At 62.7% G+C, this 16,287-nt stretch carries 11 protein-coding genes; 7 read left to right on the forward strand and 4 right to left on the reverse strand.

Annotated elements, in window-relative coordinates; all coding sequences use genetic code 11:
- Positions 1 to 19: 19 nt before the first annotated feature.
- On the reverse strand, positions 20 to 1,363 hold the full coding sequence (gene pssA / locus QIW53_RS19960; protein ID WP_371051350.1) for a CDP-diacylglycerol--serine O-phosphatidyltransferase: 1,344 nt from the start codon (positions 1,361 to 1,363) through the stop codon (positions 20 to 22).
- 168 nt (positions 1,364 to 1,531) lie between these two features.
- Between pssA and QIW53_RS19965 the strand changes: the two genes are divergently transcribed.
- Positions 1,532 to 2,095 carry a TetR/AcrR family transcriptional regulator gene (locus tag QIW53_RS19965; protein ID WP_371051351.1) on the forward strand — a complete coding sequence of 188 codons (564 nt, stop codon included), beginning with the start codon at positions 1,532 to 1,534 and terminating at the stop codon, positions 2,093 to 2,095.
- A gap of 153 nt (positions 2,096 to 2,248) precedes the next feature.
- Here QIW53_RS19965 and sfnG read toward each other — a convergent pair whose 3' ends face one another.
- On the reverse strand, positions 2,249 to 3,340 hold the full coding sequence (gene sfnG / locus QIW53_RS19970) for a dimethylsulfone monooxygenase SfnG (protein ID WP_371051352.1): 1,092 nt from the start codon (positions 3,338 to 3,340) through the stop codon (positions 2,249 to 2,251).
- Between the two features lie 334 nt (positions 3,341 to 3,674).
- Here sfnG and QIW53_RS19975 point away from each other — a divergent pair, with 334 nt between their 5' ends.
- Positions 3,675 to 4,913: an acyl-CoA dehydrogenase family protein gene (locus tag QIW53_RS19975; RefSeq protein ID WP_371051353.1), complete on the forward strand. Its 1,239-nt coding sequence runs from the start codon at positions 3,675 to 3,677 to the stop codon at positions 4,911 to 4,913.
- A gap of 168 nt (positions 4,914 to 5,081) precedes the next feature.
- Positions 5,082 to 5,861, forward strand: a complete 780-nt coding sequence (locus tag QIW53_RS19980; protein WP_371051354.1) for a TSUP family transporter — start codon at positions 5,082 to 5,084, stop codon at positions 5,859 to 5,861.
- Here QIW53_RS19980 and nudC read toward each other — a convergent pair.
- On the reverse strand, positions 5,829 to 6,659 hold the full coding sequence (gene nudC, locus QIW53_RS19985) for an NAD(+) diphosphatase (RefSeq protein ID WP_371051355.1): 831 nt from the start codon (positions 6,657 to 6,659) through the stop codon (positions 5,829 to 5,831). The genes QIW53_RS19980 and nudC overlap by 33 nt on opposite strands.
- Before the next feature lie 7 nt (positions 6,660 to 6,666).
- On the reverse strand, positions 6,667 to 7,479 hold the full coding sequence (locus QIW53_RS19990; RefSeq protein WP_371051356.1) for a crotonase/enoyl-CoA hydratase family protein: 813 nt from the start codon (positions 7,477 to 7,479) through the stop codon (positions 6,667 to 6,669).
- A 554-nt stretch (positions 7,480 to 8,033) separates the two neighbouring features.
- Here QIW53_RS19990 and glgA point away from each other — a divergent pair.
- From glgA to QIW53_RS20010, 4 genes are read left to right on the forward strand one after another with little or no spacing between them, the layout of a single operon-like run.
- Positions 8,034 to 9,620 (forward strand): glycogen synthase GlgA, encoded by a 1,587-nt coding sequence (glgA, locus tag QIW53_RS19995; RefSeq protein WP_371051357.1) that lies wholly within the window; start codon positions 8,034 to 8,036, stop codon positions 9,618 to 9,620.
- A 13-nt stretch (positions 9,621 to 9,633) separates the two neighbouring features.
- The gene (gene treZ, locus QIW53_RS20000; protein ID WP_371051358.1) at positions 9,634 to 11,430 is read left to right on the forward strand and encodes a malto-oligosyltrehalose trehalohydrolase; all 1,797 of its coding nucleotides are present in this window, start codon (positions 9,634 to 9,636) and stop codon (positions 11,428 to 11,430) included.
- Positions 11,427 to 13,505, forward strand: coding sequence for a 4-alpha-glucanotransferase (gene malQ / locus QIW53_RS20005; protein ID WP_371051359.1), 2,079 nt, complete (start codon positions 11,427 to 11,429; stop codon positions 13,503 to 13,505). The genes treZ and malQ overlap by 4 nt, the downstream gene beginning before the upstream one ends.
- Positions 13,502 to 16,285, forward strand: a complete 2,784-nt coding sequence (locus QIW53_RS20010) for a malto-oligosyltrehalose synthase (RefSeq protein ID WP_371051360.1) — start codon at positions 13,502 to 13,504, stop codon at positions 16,283 to 16,285. Before malQ ends, QIW53_RS20010 begins: the two co-directional genes overlap by 4 nt.
- Positions 16,286 to 16,287: the final 2 nt, after the last annotated feature.

Raw genomic sequence — 16,287 nt, forward strand, 5'->3', positions numbered from 1 at the left:
CCCCAACAGTTTCACGACATCACAAAATGCGGTACAGCAACCGCTCGATCCGCACCCGACTGACCCGCTTGAGAAACTTCGCCACGCCGGCCGGGTATTCCGGCAAGGTCTCCAGCGACTGATAACGCTCGATTCGGGTGGTGTGCTGGAAAATCTCCGCCAGCTCCTGACGGCGCGGCGCCAGCAACTCCCCTTTCGGGTCGTCGATCAGCAGGGCGTTCTCCAGGTCGAGGCGGAAGGCACGCGGGTTGAGATTGTTGCCGGTCAGCAGGGTGTAACGCTGATCGACCCACATGCCCTTCAGGTGATAGGTGTTATCGCCATCTTTCCACAGATGCAGGTTCAACTGACCGCTCTCGATGCTGCGATGGTGACGCTTGGCGAAACGCCGCAGGCTGATCTCGTAAAGGTACGGCAGCGCCGCGATCACCTTGAAGGGTTCGCTGGGTGGAATGTAGAAGTCGTTGGCGGTCTTGTCGCCGACCACGATGTCGATCTTCACCCCTCTGGCCAGCGCCCGGTTGATTTCCCGGATCACGGCCAGTGGCAGGTTGAAGTACGGCGTGCAGATCGTCAGTTGCTGCTGGGCGCTGGCGATCAACTCGCAGATGACCCGGTTCAACGGGTTGTTCTTGCCGACGCCAAGCAACGGGCTGACCGACAACCCGCTCCTGTCGGTACTGCCCGACGTGGTGTCATACGCCGCGTGCTTGAGACGACTGCGCAGGTCGCCAATGTCGTTGCGCAGGCTGCGGGTGGTGGGCAGGTTCGGCAAATCCAGGCGATGCACAGCCTTGGAGGCGACCAGACCGTGCTGCACCAGGTGCTGCATCGAGTCGGCCAGTTCGCGGTTGTGCAGCAGGTGATAACGGTCGTAACGATACTTGTCGAACTTGTGCAGGTAGACGTTATTCAGGCTCGCGCCGCTGTAGACCACGCAGTCATCGATCACAAAACCCTTGAGGTGCAACACCCCGAACAGCTCGCGGGTCTGCACCGGGACGCCATACACCGGGACCACGCTTTCATGGGTTCGTGTCATCTCCTGATACCACGCCGCGTTGCCCGGCTGCTTGCCGGCGCCAATCAGGCCACGCTGGGCGCGCAACCAGTCGACGACGACCACCACGTCCAGTGCAGGACAGGCCAATTTGGCGGCGTGCAGGGCATCGAGGATTTCCTGGCCGGCTTCGTCCTGTTGCAGGTACAGCGCGACGATATAGATGCGCTGGGTCGCGGTGGCGATTTTTTCCAGCAGGCATCGGCGGAACTCGGCCGCGCCACTGAGGAAGGTCACGGACTCGGCAGACAGCGCAAAGCTGCGCAGTTTAGGCAGAAGGGAGCGTTTGAAAAGCGACGGCATAGGGCTCGCAATGGGTCGAATTCACTGAGGTTGAGAGCTTACACCATGGAGGGGCCCGGGTCTTGGTGGTGTCAGCATTAACGCTATCGCGAGCAGGCTCGCGATAGCGTTTCAACAAACAACAAAAAGCATTTGACCGCGGAGAACGACCGTTCTACTGTAAGCCCCATGAACGTAATCACAAATACTGAAACCCGCGACATCATTCTGGATGTCACCGAAAAGCTGATCTACAAAAGTGGCATCGCCGCCACGGGCATGGATCTTCTGGTGAAAACCGCCGGCGTCTCCAGAAAAAGCATCTACCGCTACTTCGCCAACAAGGACGAACTGGTGGTGGCCGCCCTGCAACGCCGCGATGAACGCTGGATGCACTGGTACCGGACCTCCGTCGACCAGGCCCCGACGCCGGCCGATCGCCTGCTGAACCTGTTTACCGTGCTCGGCACCTGGTTCGCCTCCGAAGGCTTCCGTGGCTGTGCATTCATCAACACCAGCGGTGAAACCGGCGACCCGCAAGATCCGGTGCGTCTGCTCGCCAAGGAACACAAACAGAAGCTGCTCGACTACGTGTGCGAGCTCTGCACCGAACAGGGTGCAACCGATCCGCCGACGCTGGCCCGACAGCTGCTGATCCTGATCGAGGGTGCCATTACCGTGGCGCTGGTCATGGGTGATCACAGTGCGGCCGACAATGCGCAATGCGTGGCGCGAAAATTATTGGACCTGTAACAGGTTGACCAAGCCCGACAGCCACCGACAACCGTATCGCCGTGCGTTAAGCCCAGGAATGGCACGACGACTTGGGTCACTGGTTCCGCTCCTGCGCAACTGAGCAGGAATGTGGGAGCGAGCCTGCTCCCACAATGATGGCCGTGCGGTACGTCAGGCAACGGCCGCCGATTTCACCGCAGCCTCTGCTTCAAGCTCCCGTACCAACGGCAGCACTCGCTTGCCGAAGTACTCCACTTCCTCCTGGAAGTGCAGGAACCCAGCCAGTACCAGATCCACGCCCACGGCCTTCAACGCCACGATCCGTTCGGCAATCTGCCGGGGCGTGCCGATCAGGTTGGTCTTGAAGCCGTCGTTGTACTGCACCAGGTCCTCGAAGGTCGACTTGGCCCAGTTGCCCTCGCCCTCCGGCGACGCCCTGCCCGCCTGCTTCGCGGCATCGCCGAAGGCGTTCACCGCTTCCGGGTCGGCCTGGTCGATGATCTGCGCGAGCACGGCGCGCGCTTCTTCCTCGGTATCACGGGCGATGACGAAGGCGTTGACGCCGATCTTCACCGAATGATGGTTCGCCGCCGCCTTGCTGCGGATATCATCAACCTGCGCCTTGATGCCTTCGGGGGTGTTGCCGTTGGTGAAATACCAGTCCGAGACCCTTGCCGCCATATCACGGGCAGCGCGGGAACTGCCGCCCTGGAAAATCTCCGGCTGGCCCAGTGGCTTGGGCTTGAGGGTGTAATTGTCGAAGCGGTAGAAATCCCCCCGAAAGGTGAAGTTGTCCTGGCTCCAGACGCCCTTGAGCGAGCGGATGAACTCTTCGGAGCGGCGATAACGTTCGTCGTGCTCCAGCCAATGCTCGCCGATGGCCTGGAACTCCCCCTTGAACCAGCCGCTGACGATGTTCACCGCAATGCGGCCATTGGTCAGTTGATCGATGGTCGCCAGCTGTTTGGCCGCCAACGCAGGTTGCCAGGGGCCGGGCAGGATCGCCGCGATCACTTTCAATCGGCTGGTGGCGCCCAGCAGCGCGTGGCTGAACGCCACCGACTCATGCTGATACTCGGCACCGTAGCCGGCGGTGAAGCGAATCTGGGTCAAGGCGTATTCAAAACCGGCCGCCTCGGCCAGTTGCGCCAGCTTGCGGTTGTAATCGATGCCCCAGTGGGTGCGTTGCTCGATCTTGCTGACCACCAGCCCACCGCTGACGTTCGGCACCCAGTAGGCAAATTTGACGGCTTGCAGACTCATTGGCGTGTCCTCGGGACGTTAGGGATGTCCTGGGGAGAGAGCAGCAAGCGTGCCAGTGCTCAACTTGAATCCAGCGAAACCCTGGGGGAGCGAGCCTGCCCGCGATAACGGAGTGTCAGTCCACGAACCAGAGACTGATCCGTCGCTATCGCGAGCAGGCTCGCGCCCACAACTGGACCCTGTCTGCCAGGGCAATTTGTGACTTTGCTGTTGGTGCAGCAACAGTTCGCAGGAGCTGGAGAGCCAAATGGATGAACAAACCCGGGGTGCCCCTACCCGGCATGGACCCTGCAATCCTCCCTGGCATCCACTGCCGATCCAAGGAGCTGTCCCCATGACCGAACACCAGGTAATCAACCCGCTGTCCGTTGGCGTCGACTATGAGACGCTGGCCGCGCGCTTTCGCCCGATCTTCCAGCGCATTGCCGCCGGGGCGGTGGAGCGCGAACAGTCGCGCAGCCTGCCCCATGAGCCAATCCAATGGCTCAAGCACGCCGGGTTCGGCGCCGTGCGGGTGCCCGTGGAATACGGCGGTGGCGGTGCCTCCCTGCCGCAGTTGTTCGAGTTGCTGATCGAACTGGCCGAAGCCGACTCCAATGTGCCGCAAGCCCTGCGCGGGCATTTCGCGTTCGCCGAGGACCGTTTGAATGCCACGCCGGGCCCGGCGCGGGACCTGTGGTTCAAGCGTTTCGTCGAAGGTGACATCGTCGGTTGCGCCTGGACCGAAATCGGCAATGTGACCATTGGCGAAGTGATCACCAAGGTCTCGCCCCATGCCAACGGCTGGCGGCTCAACGGCGAGAAGTTCTACAGCACCGGCAGCCTGTTTTCCGACTGGATCGATGTCTACGCCCAGCGCAGCGACACCGGGGGCGATGTGATCGCCGCAGTGCGCACCCAGCAACCGGGGATCGTGCAGAGCGACGACTGGGACGGTTTCGGCCAACGCACAACGGGCAGCGGCACCTCACGGTTCATCGAGGCCGACGTCGACGCCGAAAACATCATCGACTTCGCCACGCGCTTCAAATACCAGACAGCGTTCTATCAATTGGTGCTCCTCGCCACCCTCGCCGGGATCGGTCGCGCCGCGTTGCGCGATGTGGCGCATCAGGTGCGCGAACGTAAACGCATCTACAGCCACGGCAACGCCCCGCGCGTCAGTGAAGATCCACAAATCCAGCAAGTGGTGGGCGAAGTGGCGGCGCTGGTGTACGCCGCCGAGGCCAGCGCACTGAAGGCCGCGCAACCTGCGCAGCGGGCGTACCTGGCGCGGTTCTCCGGCGATGAAGCGCTGGAACGCGAAGCCAATGCCGACGCCGAAATCCAGTCGGCGACGGCGCAAGTAGTGGTGTCGGAGCTGATCCAACGGGCCACCAGCGAGCTGTTCAACGCGCTCGGGGCGTCGGACATCCGTGAAGGCAAATCCTTGGACCGGCACTGGCGCAATGCCCGAACCGTGTCCTCACATAATCCGGTGATCTACAAGGCGCGGATTGTCGGGGATTGGGCGATCAATGGCACTGAGCCGCCGTTTGTCTGGCAGATCGGCAATGGGCCGGCCTCGAAATGATGTAGTGCCCGGCCATTAGCAATCGCGAGCAGGCTCGCTCCCACAGGGTGGAGGCATTTCAAGGGGGAGCGAGCCGAGGCCGGAGCAGTCGCCGCAACGTCTGGATACAGGTAACATATCGGCCTTCCCGCAGCGATGTCCTGCACCCTGCCGACTTAAGCCGATTCCATGCCTTTCGAACTCAGTGTTGACCTCACCACCCTGGCCATTCTGGCCCTTGTCGCTTTCATTGCCGGTTTCATCGACGCCATTGCCGGTGGCGGCGGCCTGTTGACCACACCGGCGCTGTTGACCGCCGGCCTGCCGCCCCACCTGGTGCTGGGCACCAACAAACTCAGCTCGACCTTCGGTTCGGCCACCGCCAGTTTCACCTTCTATCGGCGCAAGCTGTTTCATCCCCGGCAGTGGATGCATGCCATCGTCGGCACGTTGGTGGGTGCGCTGACCGGCGCCGTGGTTGCGCATTACCTGCCGGCCGAATGGCTGAACAAGATGCTGCCGGTGATCGTGTTCGCCTGCGGCATCTATCTATTGTTCGGTGGCACGCCGAAAGCACCGCTGGATGCCGACGCGCCGATCAAGAAGAAATGGCAGTCGACCCAGGGCTTCAGCCTTGGCTTCTACGACGGCGTGGCGGGCCCCGGCACCGGCGCGTTCTGGACGGTCAGCAGCCTGCTGATGTACCCCATCGATCTGGTCAAGGCCAGTGGCGTGGCGCGCAGCATGAACTTCGTCAGCAACATCGCGGCGCTGTCGGTATTCGTGTATTCCGGGCAGGTCGACTGGATCATCGGCCTGAGCATGGGCCTGTCGGTGATGGTCGGCGCCTTCTTTGGCGCCCGCTCCGCCATCAGCGGCGGCGCCAAGTTCATTCGCCCGGTGTTCATCACTGTGGTGCTGGGCCTGACGGTGCGCCTAGCCTGGCAGCACTGGTTCAGCGTGTCCTAAGCGGCGCGCCACGTAGACGTCGATCAGGTAACGGGCAATCGAGCGCGACGCCGGCAACGGCGGCAGCGCATGCACGTTGAACCACTGGGCGTCCTCGATCTCGTCTTCCTGGCAGACGATCTCGCCACCGGCGTACTCGGCGTGGAAGCCCAGCATCATCGAGTGCGGGAACGGCCAGCATTGGCTGCCCATGTACTGAATGTTCTTCACCTCGATCCGCACTTCCTCGCGCACCTCGCGAATCAGGCAGTCTTCGGCCGATTCGCCGGGTTCGGCAAAGCCTGCCAAAGTGCTGTAGACCCCGGAAACGAACCGCGGTGAACGCGCCAGCAGGATCTCGTCGCCCCGGGTGATCAGTACGATCATGCTCGGCGAAATGCGCGGGTAATAGCGCAAATCGCAGGGTTCGCAGTACATCGCCCGTTCCAGGGTGACCTGCCGGGTCGCCTGCCCGCAATTACCGCAAAAGCGGTGTTCGCGGGCCCAGGTGCCGATCTGCGCGGCATAACCGAGCACCTTGTAGACCACCTGATCGCCTTCGAGCATGAACGCCCGCAGACCTTTCCAGTTGCAACCGGGCACTTCACTGGCGTGGCGCAGTTCCAGCAGGAACACGGGCTCGCCATCCAGATGACCAATGCCATGCTCGGCAATGACCGACAAGTCCTGGCGCTTGAGCCATTCACGGGGGAACAGCGCGCCATTGTCATCGAACAGAAAGCCGTCGGGGCTGCGCGCAACGGCCAGGCCGCCGGGTTGATCGGTGTCCAGTACTGCGGTGGTCCAGCGTGAAATCATGGTTCAGTCAATCCGCGAAATCGGGTTTCTGTTTGCTCATGTGGGCGGCCATGGCCACGCGCAGATCGGTGGATTGCAGCATGGCGGCATTCCACGTGGCGACGTATTCGAGGCCGTCGTCGATGCGGTGATCGCGCATGTAGCTGATCATCTCCTTGGTACCGCTGACAGCGATGGGCGACTTGCTGGCGATCTCGCGGGCAATGCCCATCACACCGTCCAGCAGGCTGGCGTGATCGCTGTAGACACGATTGATCAGGCCGATGCTGCGCGCTTCCTCGGCACCGAACGAGCGACCAGTGTAAGCCAGTTCACGCAGCATGCCGTCACCGATGATCCGCGGCAAGCGTTGCAGCGTGCCGACATCGGCGGCCATCCCGATGTCGATTTCCTTGATCGAGAATTGCGCGTCCTCGGCGGCGTACCGCATGTCGCAAGCGGCGATCAGGTCGATGGCACCGCCCAGGCAGTAACCCTGGATCGCGGCGAGCACCGGTTTGCGGCATTGGTCGACTGCGTTGAACGACGCTTGCAGGGTGAGGATCTTGCGTCGCAGCAGGCGCGCATTGCGGCCCACGTCCTTGCCCAGTTCATTGGCCACGCCAGCGAGCATCATCAGGTCGATACCCGAGGAAAAATGCTTGCCGGCGCCGCTGAGCACCACCACGCGCACTTCATCGGTGTCATCGATCCACTGGAAGATCTCGATGATTTCGCTCCAGAACGCGGCGTTCATCGAATTGATTTTCTCCGGACGGTTTATTTGCACATGGGCAATGTTATCGGCCAGTTCGACGGTGAACGCGCTGTATTGGGACATGGCTGTGATCCTTTTCTACCGGGCAGAAATGAGCCACGAACTATAACAAGGCAGCCCCTCTCACCGTCAGGCAGCGCTTCGGCCAAAAACGGGACCTGCGAGTGCACCACCAAGGTGCGACGGCATTTTCCACCCTGCACATCCATATGACGCAGAGGTGACTTTTTAGGGCCGGCCGGCAGAAAAACATGCACTTCGTCGGAACAATCGGGCCACGATCAGGCACGCTCGTACCGCTTCGGACCGATTGTCGAACAATTTTGCTATCTGTCCTTTACCGCTCTAAGTTCTGGCCTAGACTCATTTTCGCGGAGCAAAACCGGTCGGTCACAAAGAATAAAAATAATAGAAACTTTTGCCGTTGCTGTCCGGTCCTCTAAAAGGTAGGCGCGTTGCGACTGGTGCATTCCTTGCAACGTCCACTCCAGCCAATCTGCTTGAGCGCGTGGTGAGCCCAGCTTGCCGATGCGGCGCCTGCCTGCGCGTGGCCACAGGATTGGCCATGAATACCCTTTGCCAGATTTTGGAACAGATCAACAACGCGGGAGATTCAGATGATAAGTGCGGCATTAGATATTCAGGGAGAGCGTGCTCATCAGCCGGTCGGGGAATCGAACAATGTGAGCGCCCCGAGTGCTCAATCGATCAGCGTCACGGGGACCCGTGCACTGACACCGGTGACCAGTCAGAATCCAAACCGAAAGCGCGTGTTGTTCGTCACCTCGGAAATCGCCGACCTGGTCAAGACCGGCGGCCTGGGCGACGTTTCCGCCGCGCTGCCCCGGGCGATGGCGCACCTGCACGACGTGCGGGTGCTGATCCCAGGCTACCCGCAAGTGCTGCACAGTGAAAACCCGATCCACATCATCGGCGAACTCGGCGGTCACGCGGCGCTGCCCCCTTGCAAGATCGGACGCATGGACATGCCCGACGGCCTGGTGATCTATGTGTTGATCTGCCCGGAATTGTACGAGCGCGAAGGTTCGCCCTACGGCGCCAACAACGGCCGCGACTGGCCGGACAACCATATTCGATTTGCCCGCCTGGGCCTCGCGGCTGCCGATATCGCAGCCAACCTGGCGCAGATTCACTGGTGCCCGGACCTGGTGCACGCCCACGACTGGCCGGCCGGCCTGGCGCCCGCGTACATGCACTGGCGCGGTCAGCGCACGCCGACGCTGTTCACCATTCACAACCTTGCCTATCAGGGCGTGACCAGCCTGGGTTCCTGCCCTGAGCTCGGCATTCCCGCCCATGCCCTGCAACAGGAAGGCATGGAGTTCTACGGCAAGATGTCGTTCCTCAAGGCCGGCATGGCCTATTCGAGCCACATCACCACGGTCAGCGCCACCTACGCCCAGGAAATCACCACCCCGGCATTCGGCTGCGGCCTGGACGGTTTCCTCGCGGCCAAGACCCAGCAAGGCCAGCTCAGCGGCATCCCCAACGGCATCGATGAAAGCTGGGACTCGGCGACCGATTCGCACCTGTTCCGCCCCTTCGCCATCGGTGACTGGGAAGGCAAGGCCGTGAACGCTGCGCACGTGCGTGAGCTGTTCGGCCTGGACGACTCCGAAGGCCCGCTGTTTGCCGTGGTCTCGCGCCTGGTCTACCAGAAAGGCCTGGACCTGACCGAAGCCGTGTCCGAATACATCGTCAAATCCGGCGGGCAGATCGCGATCATCGGTCGTGGCGAACCGGAAGAAGAACAAGCCATGCGCGAACTCGCCCTGCGCTTTCCCGGGCAGATCGGTGTGCGCATCGGTTTCAACGAAACGGATGCCCGGCGCATGTTCGCCGGCAGCGATTTCCTGCTGATGCCTTCGCGTTACGAGCCTTGCGGCCTGAGCCAGATGTACGCCCAGCGCTTCGGCTCGTTGCCGGTGGCACGCAATACCGGCGGCCTGGCCGACACCATCGAGAACGGCGTGACCGGTTTCCTGTTCGACGAATCCACCGTGGAGAGTTACCAGGAAGCCCTGAGCCGGGCATTCAAGGTCTTCGCCTTCCCGGAACTGCTCAACGCCATGCGCTGCCGCGCCATGGCCGCGCCGTTCAACTGGTGCAAGGCGGTGGAACCCTACGCCGAGCTCTACGAGCAACTGGTCGCCAAGGCCCTGGGGAAGTCGCACAAACAGTAAGAGGTTTTCATCAATGCCGTTAAGGACCCCTGAGACCTGGCCCCACGGCGCAATCATGCTGGACGCAGAACATACGCGTTTTGCCTTGTGGGCGCCTGATGCGTTTTTTGTCAGTGTCGAACTGGAAAATGGACAATCCTTGCCGCTGCTGCCTCAGGCTGATGGTTGGTTTGTGATCAAGGCCCGCTGCAAGGCGGGCACGCGTTATCGCTACAACATCGACGGCGAGATCGAAGTGCCTGATCCCGCCTCGCGGGCACAGGAGGGTGACATCACGGGGCAGAGCATCGTGGTCGACCCGCTCGCCTACGCCTGGCAAAACAGCCATTGGCTGGGCAGGCCGTGGAACGAGGCGGTGATCTACGAATTGCACGTGGGTGCGCTGGGCGGCTTCGCTGAGGTTGAAAAGCACCTGGCGCGTCTGGTGGAACTGGGTATCACCGCCATCGAGTTGATGCCCATTGCGCAATTTCCCGGCGAGCGCAACTGGGGCTACGACGGGGTCCTGCCCTTTGCGCCCCAGGCCTCCTATGGCACACCCGAACAACTCAAGCACCTGATCGACACCGCGCACGGCCATGGCCTGGCGGTGATCCTCGACGTGGTCTACAACCACTTCGGCCCTGACGGCAATTACCTGCACCGTTACGCCAAGGGCTTCTTCAATGAAGACCGGCACACACCCTGGGGCGCCGCCATCGATTTCCAGCGGCGCGAGGTGCGTGACTTCTTCATCGAGAACTCGCTGATGTGGTTGCTGGAATACCATTTCGACGGCCTGCGTTTCGATGCGGTGCATGCCATCGAGAGCCCGGACTTCCTCCAGAAACTGGCGCAGCAGGTGCGCGAGCAGGTCGACCCGGCGCGACACGTGTGGCTCACCGTGGAGAACGAACACAACCAGGCCAGTCTGCTCGAACAAGGTTACGACGCGCAGTGGAACGACGACGGCCACAACGCCTTGCACGTGCTGCTGACCGGGGAAACCGATGCCTATTACGCCGACTATGCCGACCAGCCCACGCAGCAACTGGCCCGCTGTCTGAGCCAGGGTTTCGTGTTCCAGGGGCACATCAATCGCCATGGCCAGGCCCGTGGTGAATACAGCGCTCATTTGCCCCCGACCGCGTTCGTGCTGTTCCTGCAGAACCATGACCAGATCGGCAATCGCGCGTTTGGCGAACGCTTGCATCAGTTGGCCCACCCCGACGCCCTCAAAGCGGCGACGGCGCTGTTGCTGCTGTCGCCGATGATCCCGTTGCTGTTCATGGGTGATGAATTCGCCGCCGAGCAACCCTTCCTGTTTTTCACCAGTCACCACGGCGAACTGGCGAAGCTGGTGCGTGAGGGACGCCGCAACGAATTTGCCGCGTTCAGCGCGTTTGCCGACCCCCACCAGCGCGAACGGATTCCCGACCCCAATGCACCGGACACCTTCGAAGCCTCCCGGCCACAACGGCCCACCGCGCAGGCCTCGCAAACCGAGCAGCTGTACCGTCAACTGTTGCGCATCCGCCAGCAACAGATCGTCCCGCACCTGCCCGGCACACAGGCCCTGGGCACCGATGTTCTGGGGCCTGGGGCCGTGTCGGCGCGCTGGCGACTGGGCAACGGCAGCCAGCTGCGAATAGACCTGAACCTCGGCGACAAGCCGGTGGTCCACTCCCCACAGGCCGACGCCGTGGTGCTGTTCGAACATCCGCCACAGTCCGTTGACCTGCTGAACCAGGGCACGCTTGCCCCGTATTGCGCGCTAGTCAGTCTCACGGCCGCAGCCCCTTTGCTACCCCCGGACGGAGAGCGTCAATGAGTGATGCGCAACTTGAAATACTGGCCACCCACGCGGGCCTGGCGGTGGACTGGATCGACGCCAACGGCCGTCCGCAAAAAGTCGCGCCGGCGGTACTGCGCAACGTCCTGACCGGACTGGGCCACCCTGCCGGGACCGCCCAGGAAATCGACGCCAGCCTGCTCGAACTGCAACAGGTTCAACAGACCCGACACCTGCCGCCCCTGCTGACCGTCGACTTCGGCACTGGCCTGGATCTGTCGCGTTACTTCCAGCCTGAAACGCCTTGCGAAATCCACCTCGAAGACGGCGCCCGACTCAATCTGAAACTCAACGCCGACGCCGTGCTGCCCGGCCTGATACCTGTCGGTTATCAGCACGTCGACATCGACGGTCAGTCCTTCACGCTGGCCGTTGCACCGAACCGCTGCTACAGCGTCGGCGATGCGGTCGACAACCCGATTCCGCGCGCCTGGGGCCTGAGCGTGCAGCTGTATTCACTGCGCCGCCCCGGCGATGGCGGTTTCGGCGACACCCAGGCACTGGAAGACCTGGTCCGGGTGGCGGGCGAACGGGGGGCCGAAGCGGTGGCGATCAGTCCGCTGCATGCGATGTTCAGCAGCGACACCCAGCGTTACAGCCCCTACTCTCCCTCCAGTCGCCTGTTCCTCAACAGCCTGTATGCCGCCCCTGGCGCCATACTCGGTGAACGGGCCCTGCGCGCGGCGATCGACAGCACCGGGCTGGCCGCAGACCTCAAGCACCTTGAAGAGCTGCCACTGATCGACTGGCCCGTTGCAGCCGAAGCCAAATACCGTTTGTTGCAGGCCCTGTACGAAGGTTTCGTCCAGGGTGAGCACCCGTTGCATGCCGACTTCAGCAGCTATCGGCATGCCGCTGGCGAAGCCCTGGAAAACCATTGTCGCTTTGAAGCGATCCAGGAAACCCTTGCGGCCAAAGGCGAGCGCCTCGACTGGCGAGAGTGGCCCGAACAATGGCGCGACCCACGCAGTGAGGCCCTGAAAGCGTTTGCCGAAGAAAGCGCCGCGCGCATCGGTTTCTTCGCCTTCTGCCAATGGCTGATCACCCGTTGCCTGGAGCGAGCGCAGGCGGCCGCCCGCAGCAGCGGCATGCGCATCGGCCTGATCGCCGACCTGGCCGTGGGCGCCGATGGCGGTGGCAGTCAGGCCTGGAGCCGTCAGGATGAGCTGCTGGCGTCCCTGACCGTGGGGGCTCCGCCGGACATCCTCAATCGCACGGGCCAAGGCTGGGGAATTTCCGCATTTTCGCCCGAAGGCCTGGTGCGCAACGGTTTCCGCGCCTTCATCGAAATGCTCAGGGCCAACTTCGCCCACGCGGGCGGCCTGCGCATCGACCACGTCATGGGCCTGCAACGGCTATGGGTGATCCCCAATGGTTCGCCGCCCGCCGACGGCGCCTACCTCTACTATCCATTCGACGACCTGCTGCGTTTGCTGGCGCTGGAATCCCACCGTCATCAGGCCATCGTCCTTGGCGAGGACCTGGGCACCGTGCCGGATGGCCTGCGCGACAAACTCACCGCCCGCTCGATCCTGGGCATGCGCGTGATGCTGTTCGAACAGGACAACGCGCACTTCAAGCCGATCCTCGACTGGCCAGACAGCGCGCTGGCCACCACCAGCACTCACGACCTGCCGACACTCAATGGCTGGTGGCATGGCCGCGACATCGACTGGAACGCCCGGTTGGGGCTGGTCGATGCCCAAGGCGAGATCGACTGGCGCCAGTACCGCGAACGTGAACGCGAAGGGCTGCGCCGGGTGCTGAGCGAAGACCCGCAAAACTTTCGCGAAGAACATCATGAAACCGACCAGGTGCTCGATGCGGCCATCCGTTTTCTCGGCCACACCCGTGCTCCCCTGGTCCTGCTGCCGCTGGAGGACGCCTTGGGCATCGAACAGCAGGCGAACCTGCCTGGCACCATCAACACCCATCCGAACTGGTCGCGTCGCCTGCCGGGCGACAGCGAAACGCTGCTCGATGGCGAGGACGCCGCCCGGCGCCTGGAACTGCTCGCCTGTGCGCGCCTGCAAGCCGCCGAGCGTGACCGATGAGCACGCCTGGCATCCAACCCTTGCGCGCGACCCTGCGCCTGCAATTCCATAAAGGCTTCACCCTCGACCAGGCCGTGCCACTGGTGCCGTATTTCGCCAGCCTCGGCATCAGCCACGTCTACGCCTCGCCCTTGCTGAGTGCCCGGGCCGGGTCGATGCACGGCTACGACGTGGTGGACCCGACCAGCGTCAACCCGGAACTGGGTGGCGAAGCGGCGCTTCGGCGTCTGGTGGAGGCGTTGCGCGCGCACAACATGGGGCTGATCCTCGATATCGTGTCCAATCACATGGCCGTCGGGGGCGGCGACAACCCATGGTGGCTGGACCTGCTGGAATGGGGCCGCTTGAGCCCCTACGGCGAGTTCTTCGACATCCAGTGGCATTCGCCCGATCCGCTGATGGAAGGCCAGTTGCTGCTGCCGTTTCTGGGCAGCGACTACGGCGTCGCCTTGCAGGAAGGCACCCTGCCCTTGCGCTTCGACGCGCAACGGGGAGCGTTTTACGTCGAGCATTACGAGCACCACTTTCCGATCTGCCCGATGAGCTATGGCGAACTGCTCAGAGCCGATCACGAGGAGCTCAAGGCGCTGGCCGAGCGTTTCAGCACCCTGAGCTACCAGACCGACGCCCATGGCCTGGCGAAGCCCTTGCAAAACGAGTTGCGGGAACTGGCCGGCGATCCGGCGGTGCTGCAGGTCATCGAGCAGAACCTCAAGGGCTACGATTCACTGACGCGAGAAGGCTTCGAGCGCCTGCATCGGCTGCTTGAGCAGCAAAGCTACCGGCTCGCCAGTTGGCGCACGGCAGCGGACGACATCAACTGGCGGCGCTTTTTCGATGTCAACGAACTCGGTGGCCTGCGCGTCGAGCGTCCGGCGGTGTTCGAAGCGACCCACGCGAAAATCTTCGAGCTGATCGCCCAGGGCCTGATCGACGGCCTGCGCATCGACCACATCGACGGACTGGCCGATCCACGCCGTTATTGCCGCAAGCTGCGACGCCGGGTCGACAGCCTTTCTCCCGATCGGCACTTGCCGATCTATGTCGAGAAAATCCTCGGCGAAGGCGAAACCCTGCACCGTGACTGGTCGGTGGATGGCACCACCGGCTACGAATTCATGAACCAGTTGTCATTGCTGCAGCACGATCCCGCCGGGGCTCACACGCTGGGCGAACTGTGGCAGCGCTACAGCGAACGGCCGGCCGACTTCCGCCAGGAAGCGCAATTGGCGCGCCAGCAAATTCTCAACGGCTCGCTGGCCGGTGATTTCGAAAGCGTCGCCCAGGCCCTGTTGCAAGTGGCCCGGGACGACCTGATGACCCGTGACCTGACCCTCGGGGCGATTCGCCGGGCGTTGCAGGCACTGATCGTGCACTTCCCGGTTTACCGCACCTACATCAGCCCCTGTGGTCGATCCGAGCAGGACGAAAGGTTTTTCCAGCAGGCCATGGACGGCGCCCGTCAGACGCTTGGCGAAGCGGACTGGCCAGTGCTCGATTGCCTGGCCCGATGGCTGGGCGGCGAGCGTTGGCGCCAACGGCCACGGGGGCGCTCGCGCAAAATTCTCAGGCATGCCTGCGTGCGCTTCCAGCAGCTGACTTCGCCAGCGGCGGCGAAAGCCGTGGAAGACACTGCGTTCTATCGTTCAGCGGTGCTGCTGTCGCGCAATGACGTGGGTATCAGCACTGAACAGTTCAGCGCCCCGGTGGCCGACTTCCATGCCGATTGCCTCAATCGACTGCACGCGTTCCCCGACAACCTGCTGGCCACCGCGACCCACGACCACAAGCGTGGCGAAGACACCCGCGCCAGGCTGGCGGTGTTGAGCGAGCGCAGCGCCTGGTTCGCCGAACAGGTGCCGCTATGGCAAGCCCTGGCCCGGCCGTTGCGCGACGACGACCTGATGCCAACGTCCGGCGATGAACTGATTCTCTATCAAGCGTTGCTCGGCAGTTGGCCACTGGACCTGCACAGTGACGATAGCGCAGGCCTGGAGGGCTACGCTCAAAGGGTCTGGCAGTGGCAGCAGAAAGCCTTGCGTGAAGCCAAACTGCAGAGCAGCTGGAGCGCGCCCAACGACGCCTACGAACAGGCGAGCCGGCAATTTCTCGAACGCCTGTTGCTCAGCCCTGAAGGGGAATTGTTGCGCGCCGCCCTCGCCAAGGCTGCGATGGCCATCGCCGTTCCCGGCGCCCTCAACAGCCTGGCGCAAACCTTGCTGCGCATGACCGTGCCGGGCATTGCGGACCTCTATCAGGGCAACGAGTACTGGGACTTCTCGCTGGTCGATCCAGACAACCGCCGCCCGGTGGATTACGCCAGCCGTCAGCAGTCCCTGGCCAGCCATGCGTCGCTGGCCGACCTGCTGACGAACTGGCGCGACGGGCGTATCAAGCAAACCCTGATTGCGCGCACCTTGAACCTGCGCGCCGAGCATGCCGAGCTGTTTCGCCGCGGCACGTATGAAGCGCTGGAAGTGGTCGGCAGCGAGGCGCATCGGGTGCTGGCTTTTGCGCGGACACTCGGGCATCAGCGGATCATCGTGATCGTGCCGATCCGCTGTGCGCAGTTGCTGGAAAACGGTGCCGCCCCCCGGGTTGGCGCGCTGCAGTGGGGCGATACGCGGGTCAGGTTACCGTTTGCCACCCGCGAGGAAAATCTGAAGGGACTTTTTGCAAGCGTCGCAGTCACACACCACAAGGAGCTGATGATTGGCGCTGCGCTGGGAGATTTCCCGGTCAATCTCTTTATCCAATCTTTGAGTGCAGTTCAGGAGTAGAG

It is taken from the genome of Pseudomonas fluorescens (assembly GCF_041354075.1).
GTDB lineage: Bacteria > Pseudomonadota > Gammaproteobacteria > Pseudomonadales > Pseudomonadaceae > Aquipseudomonas > Aquipseudomonas fluorescens_CE.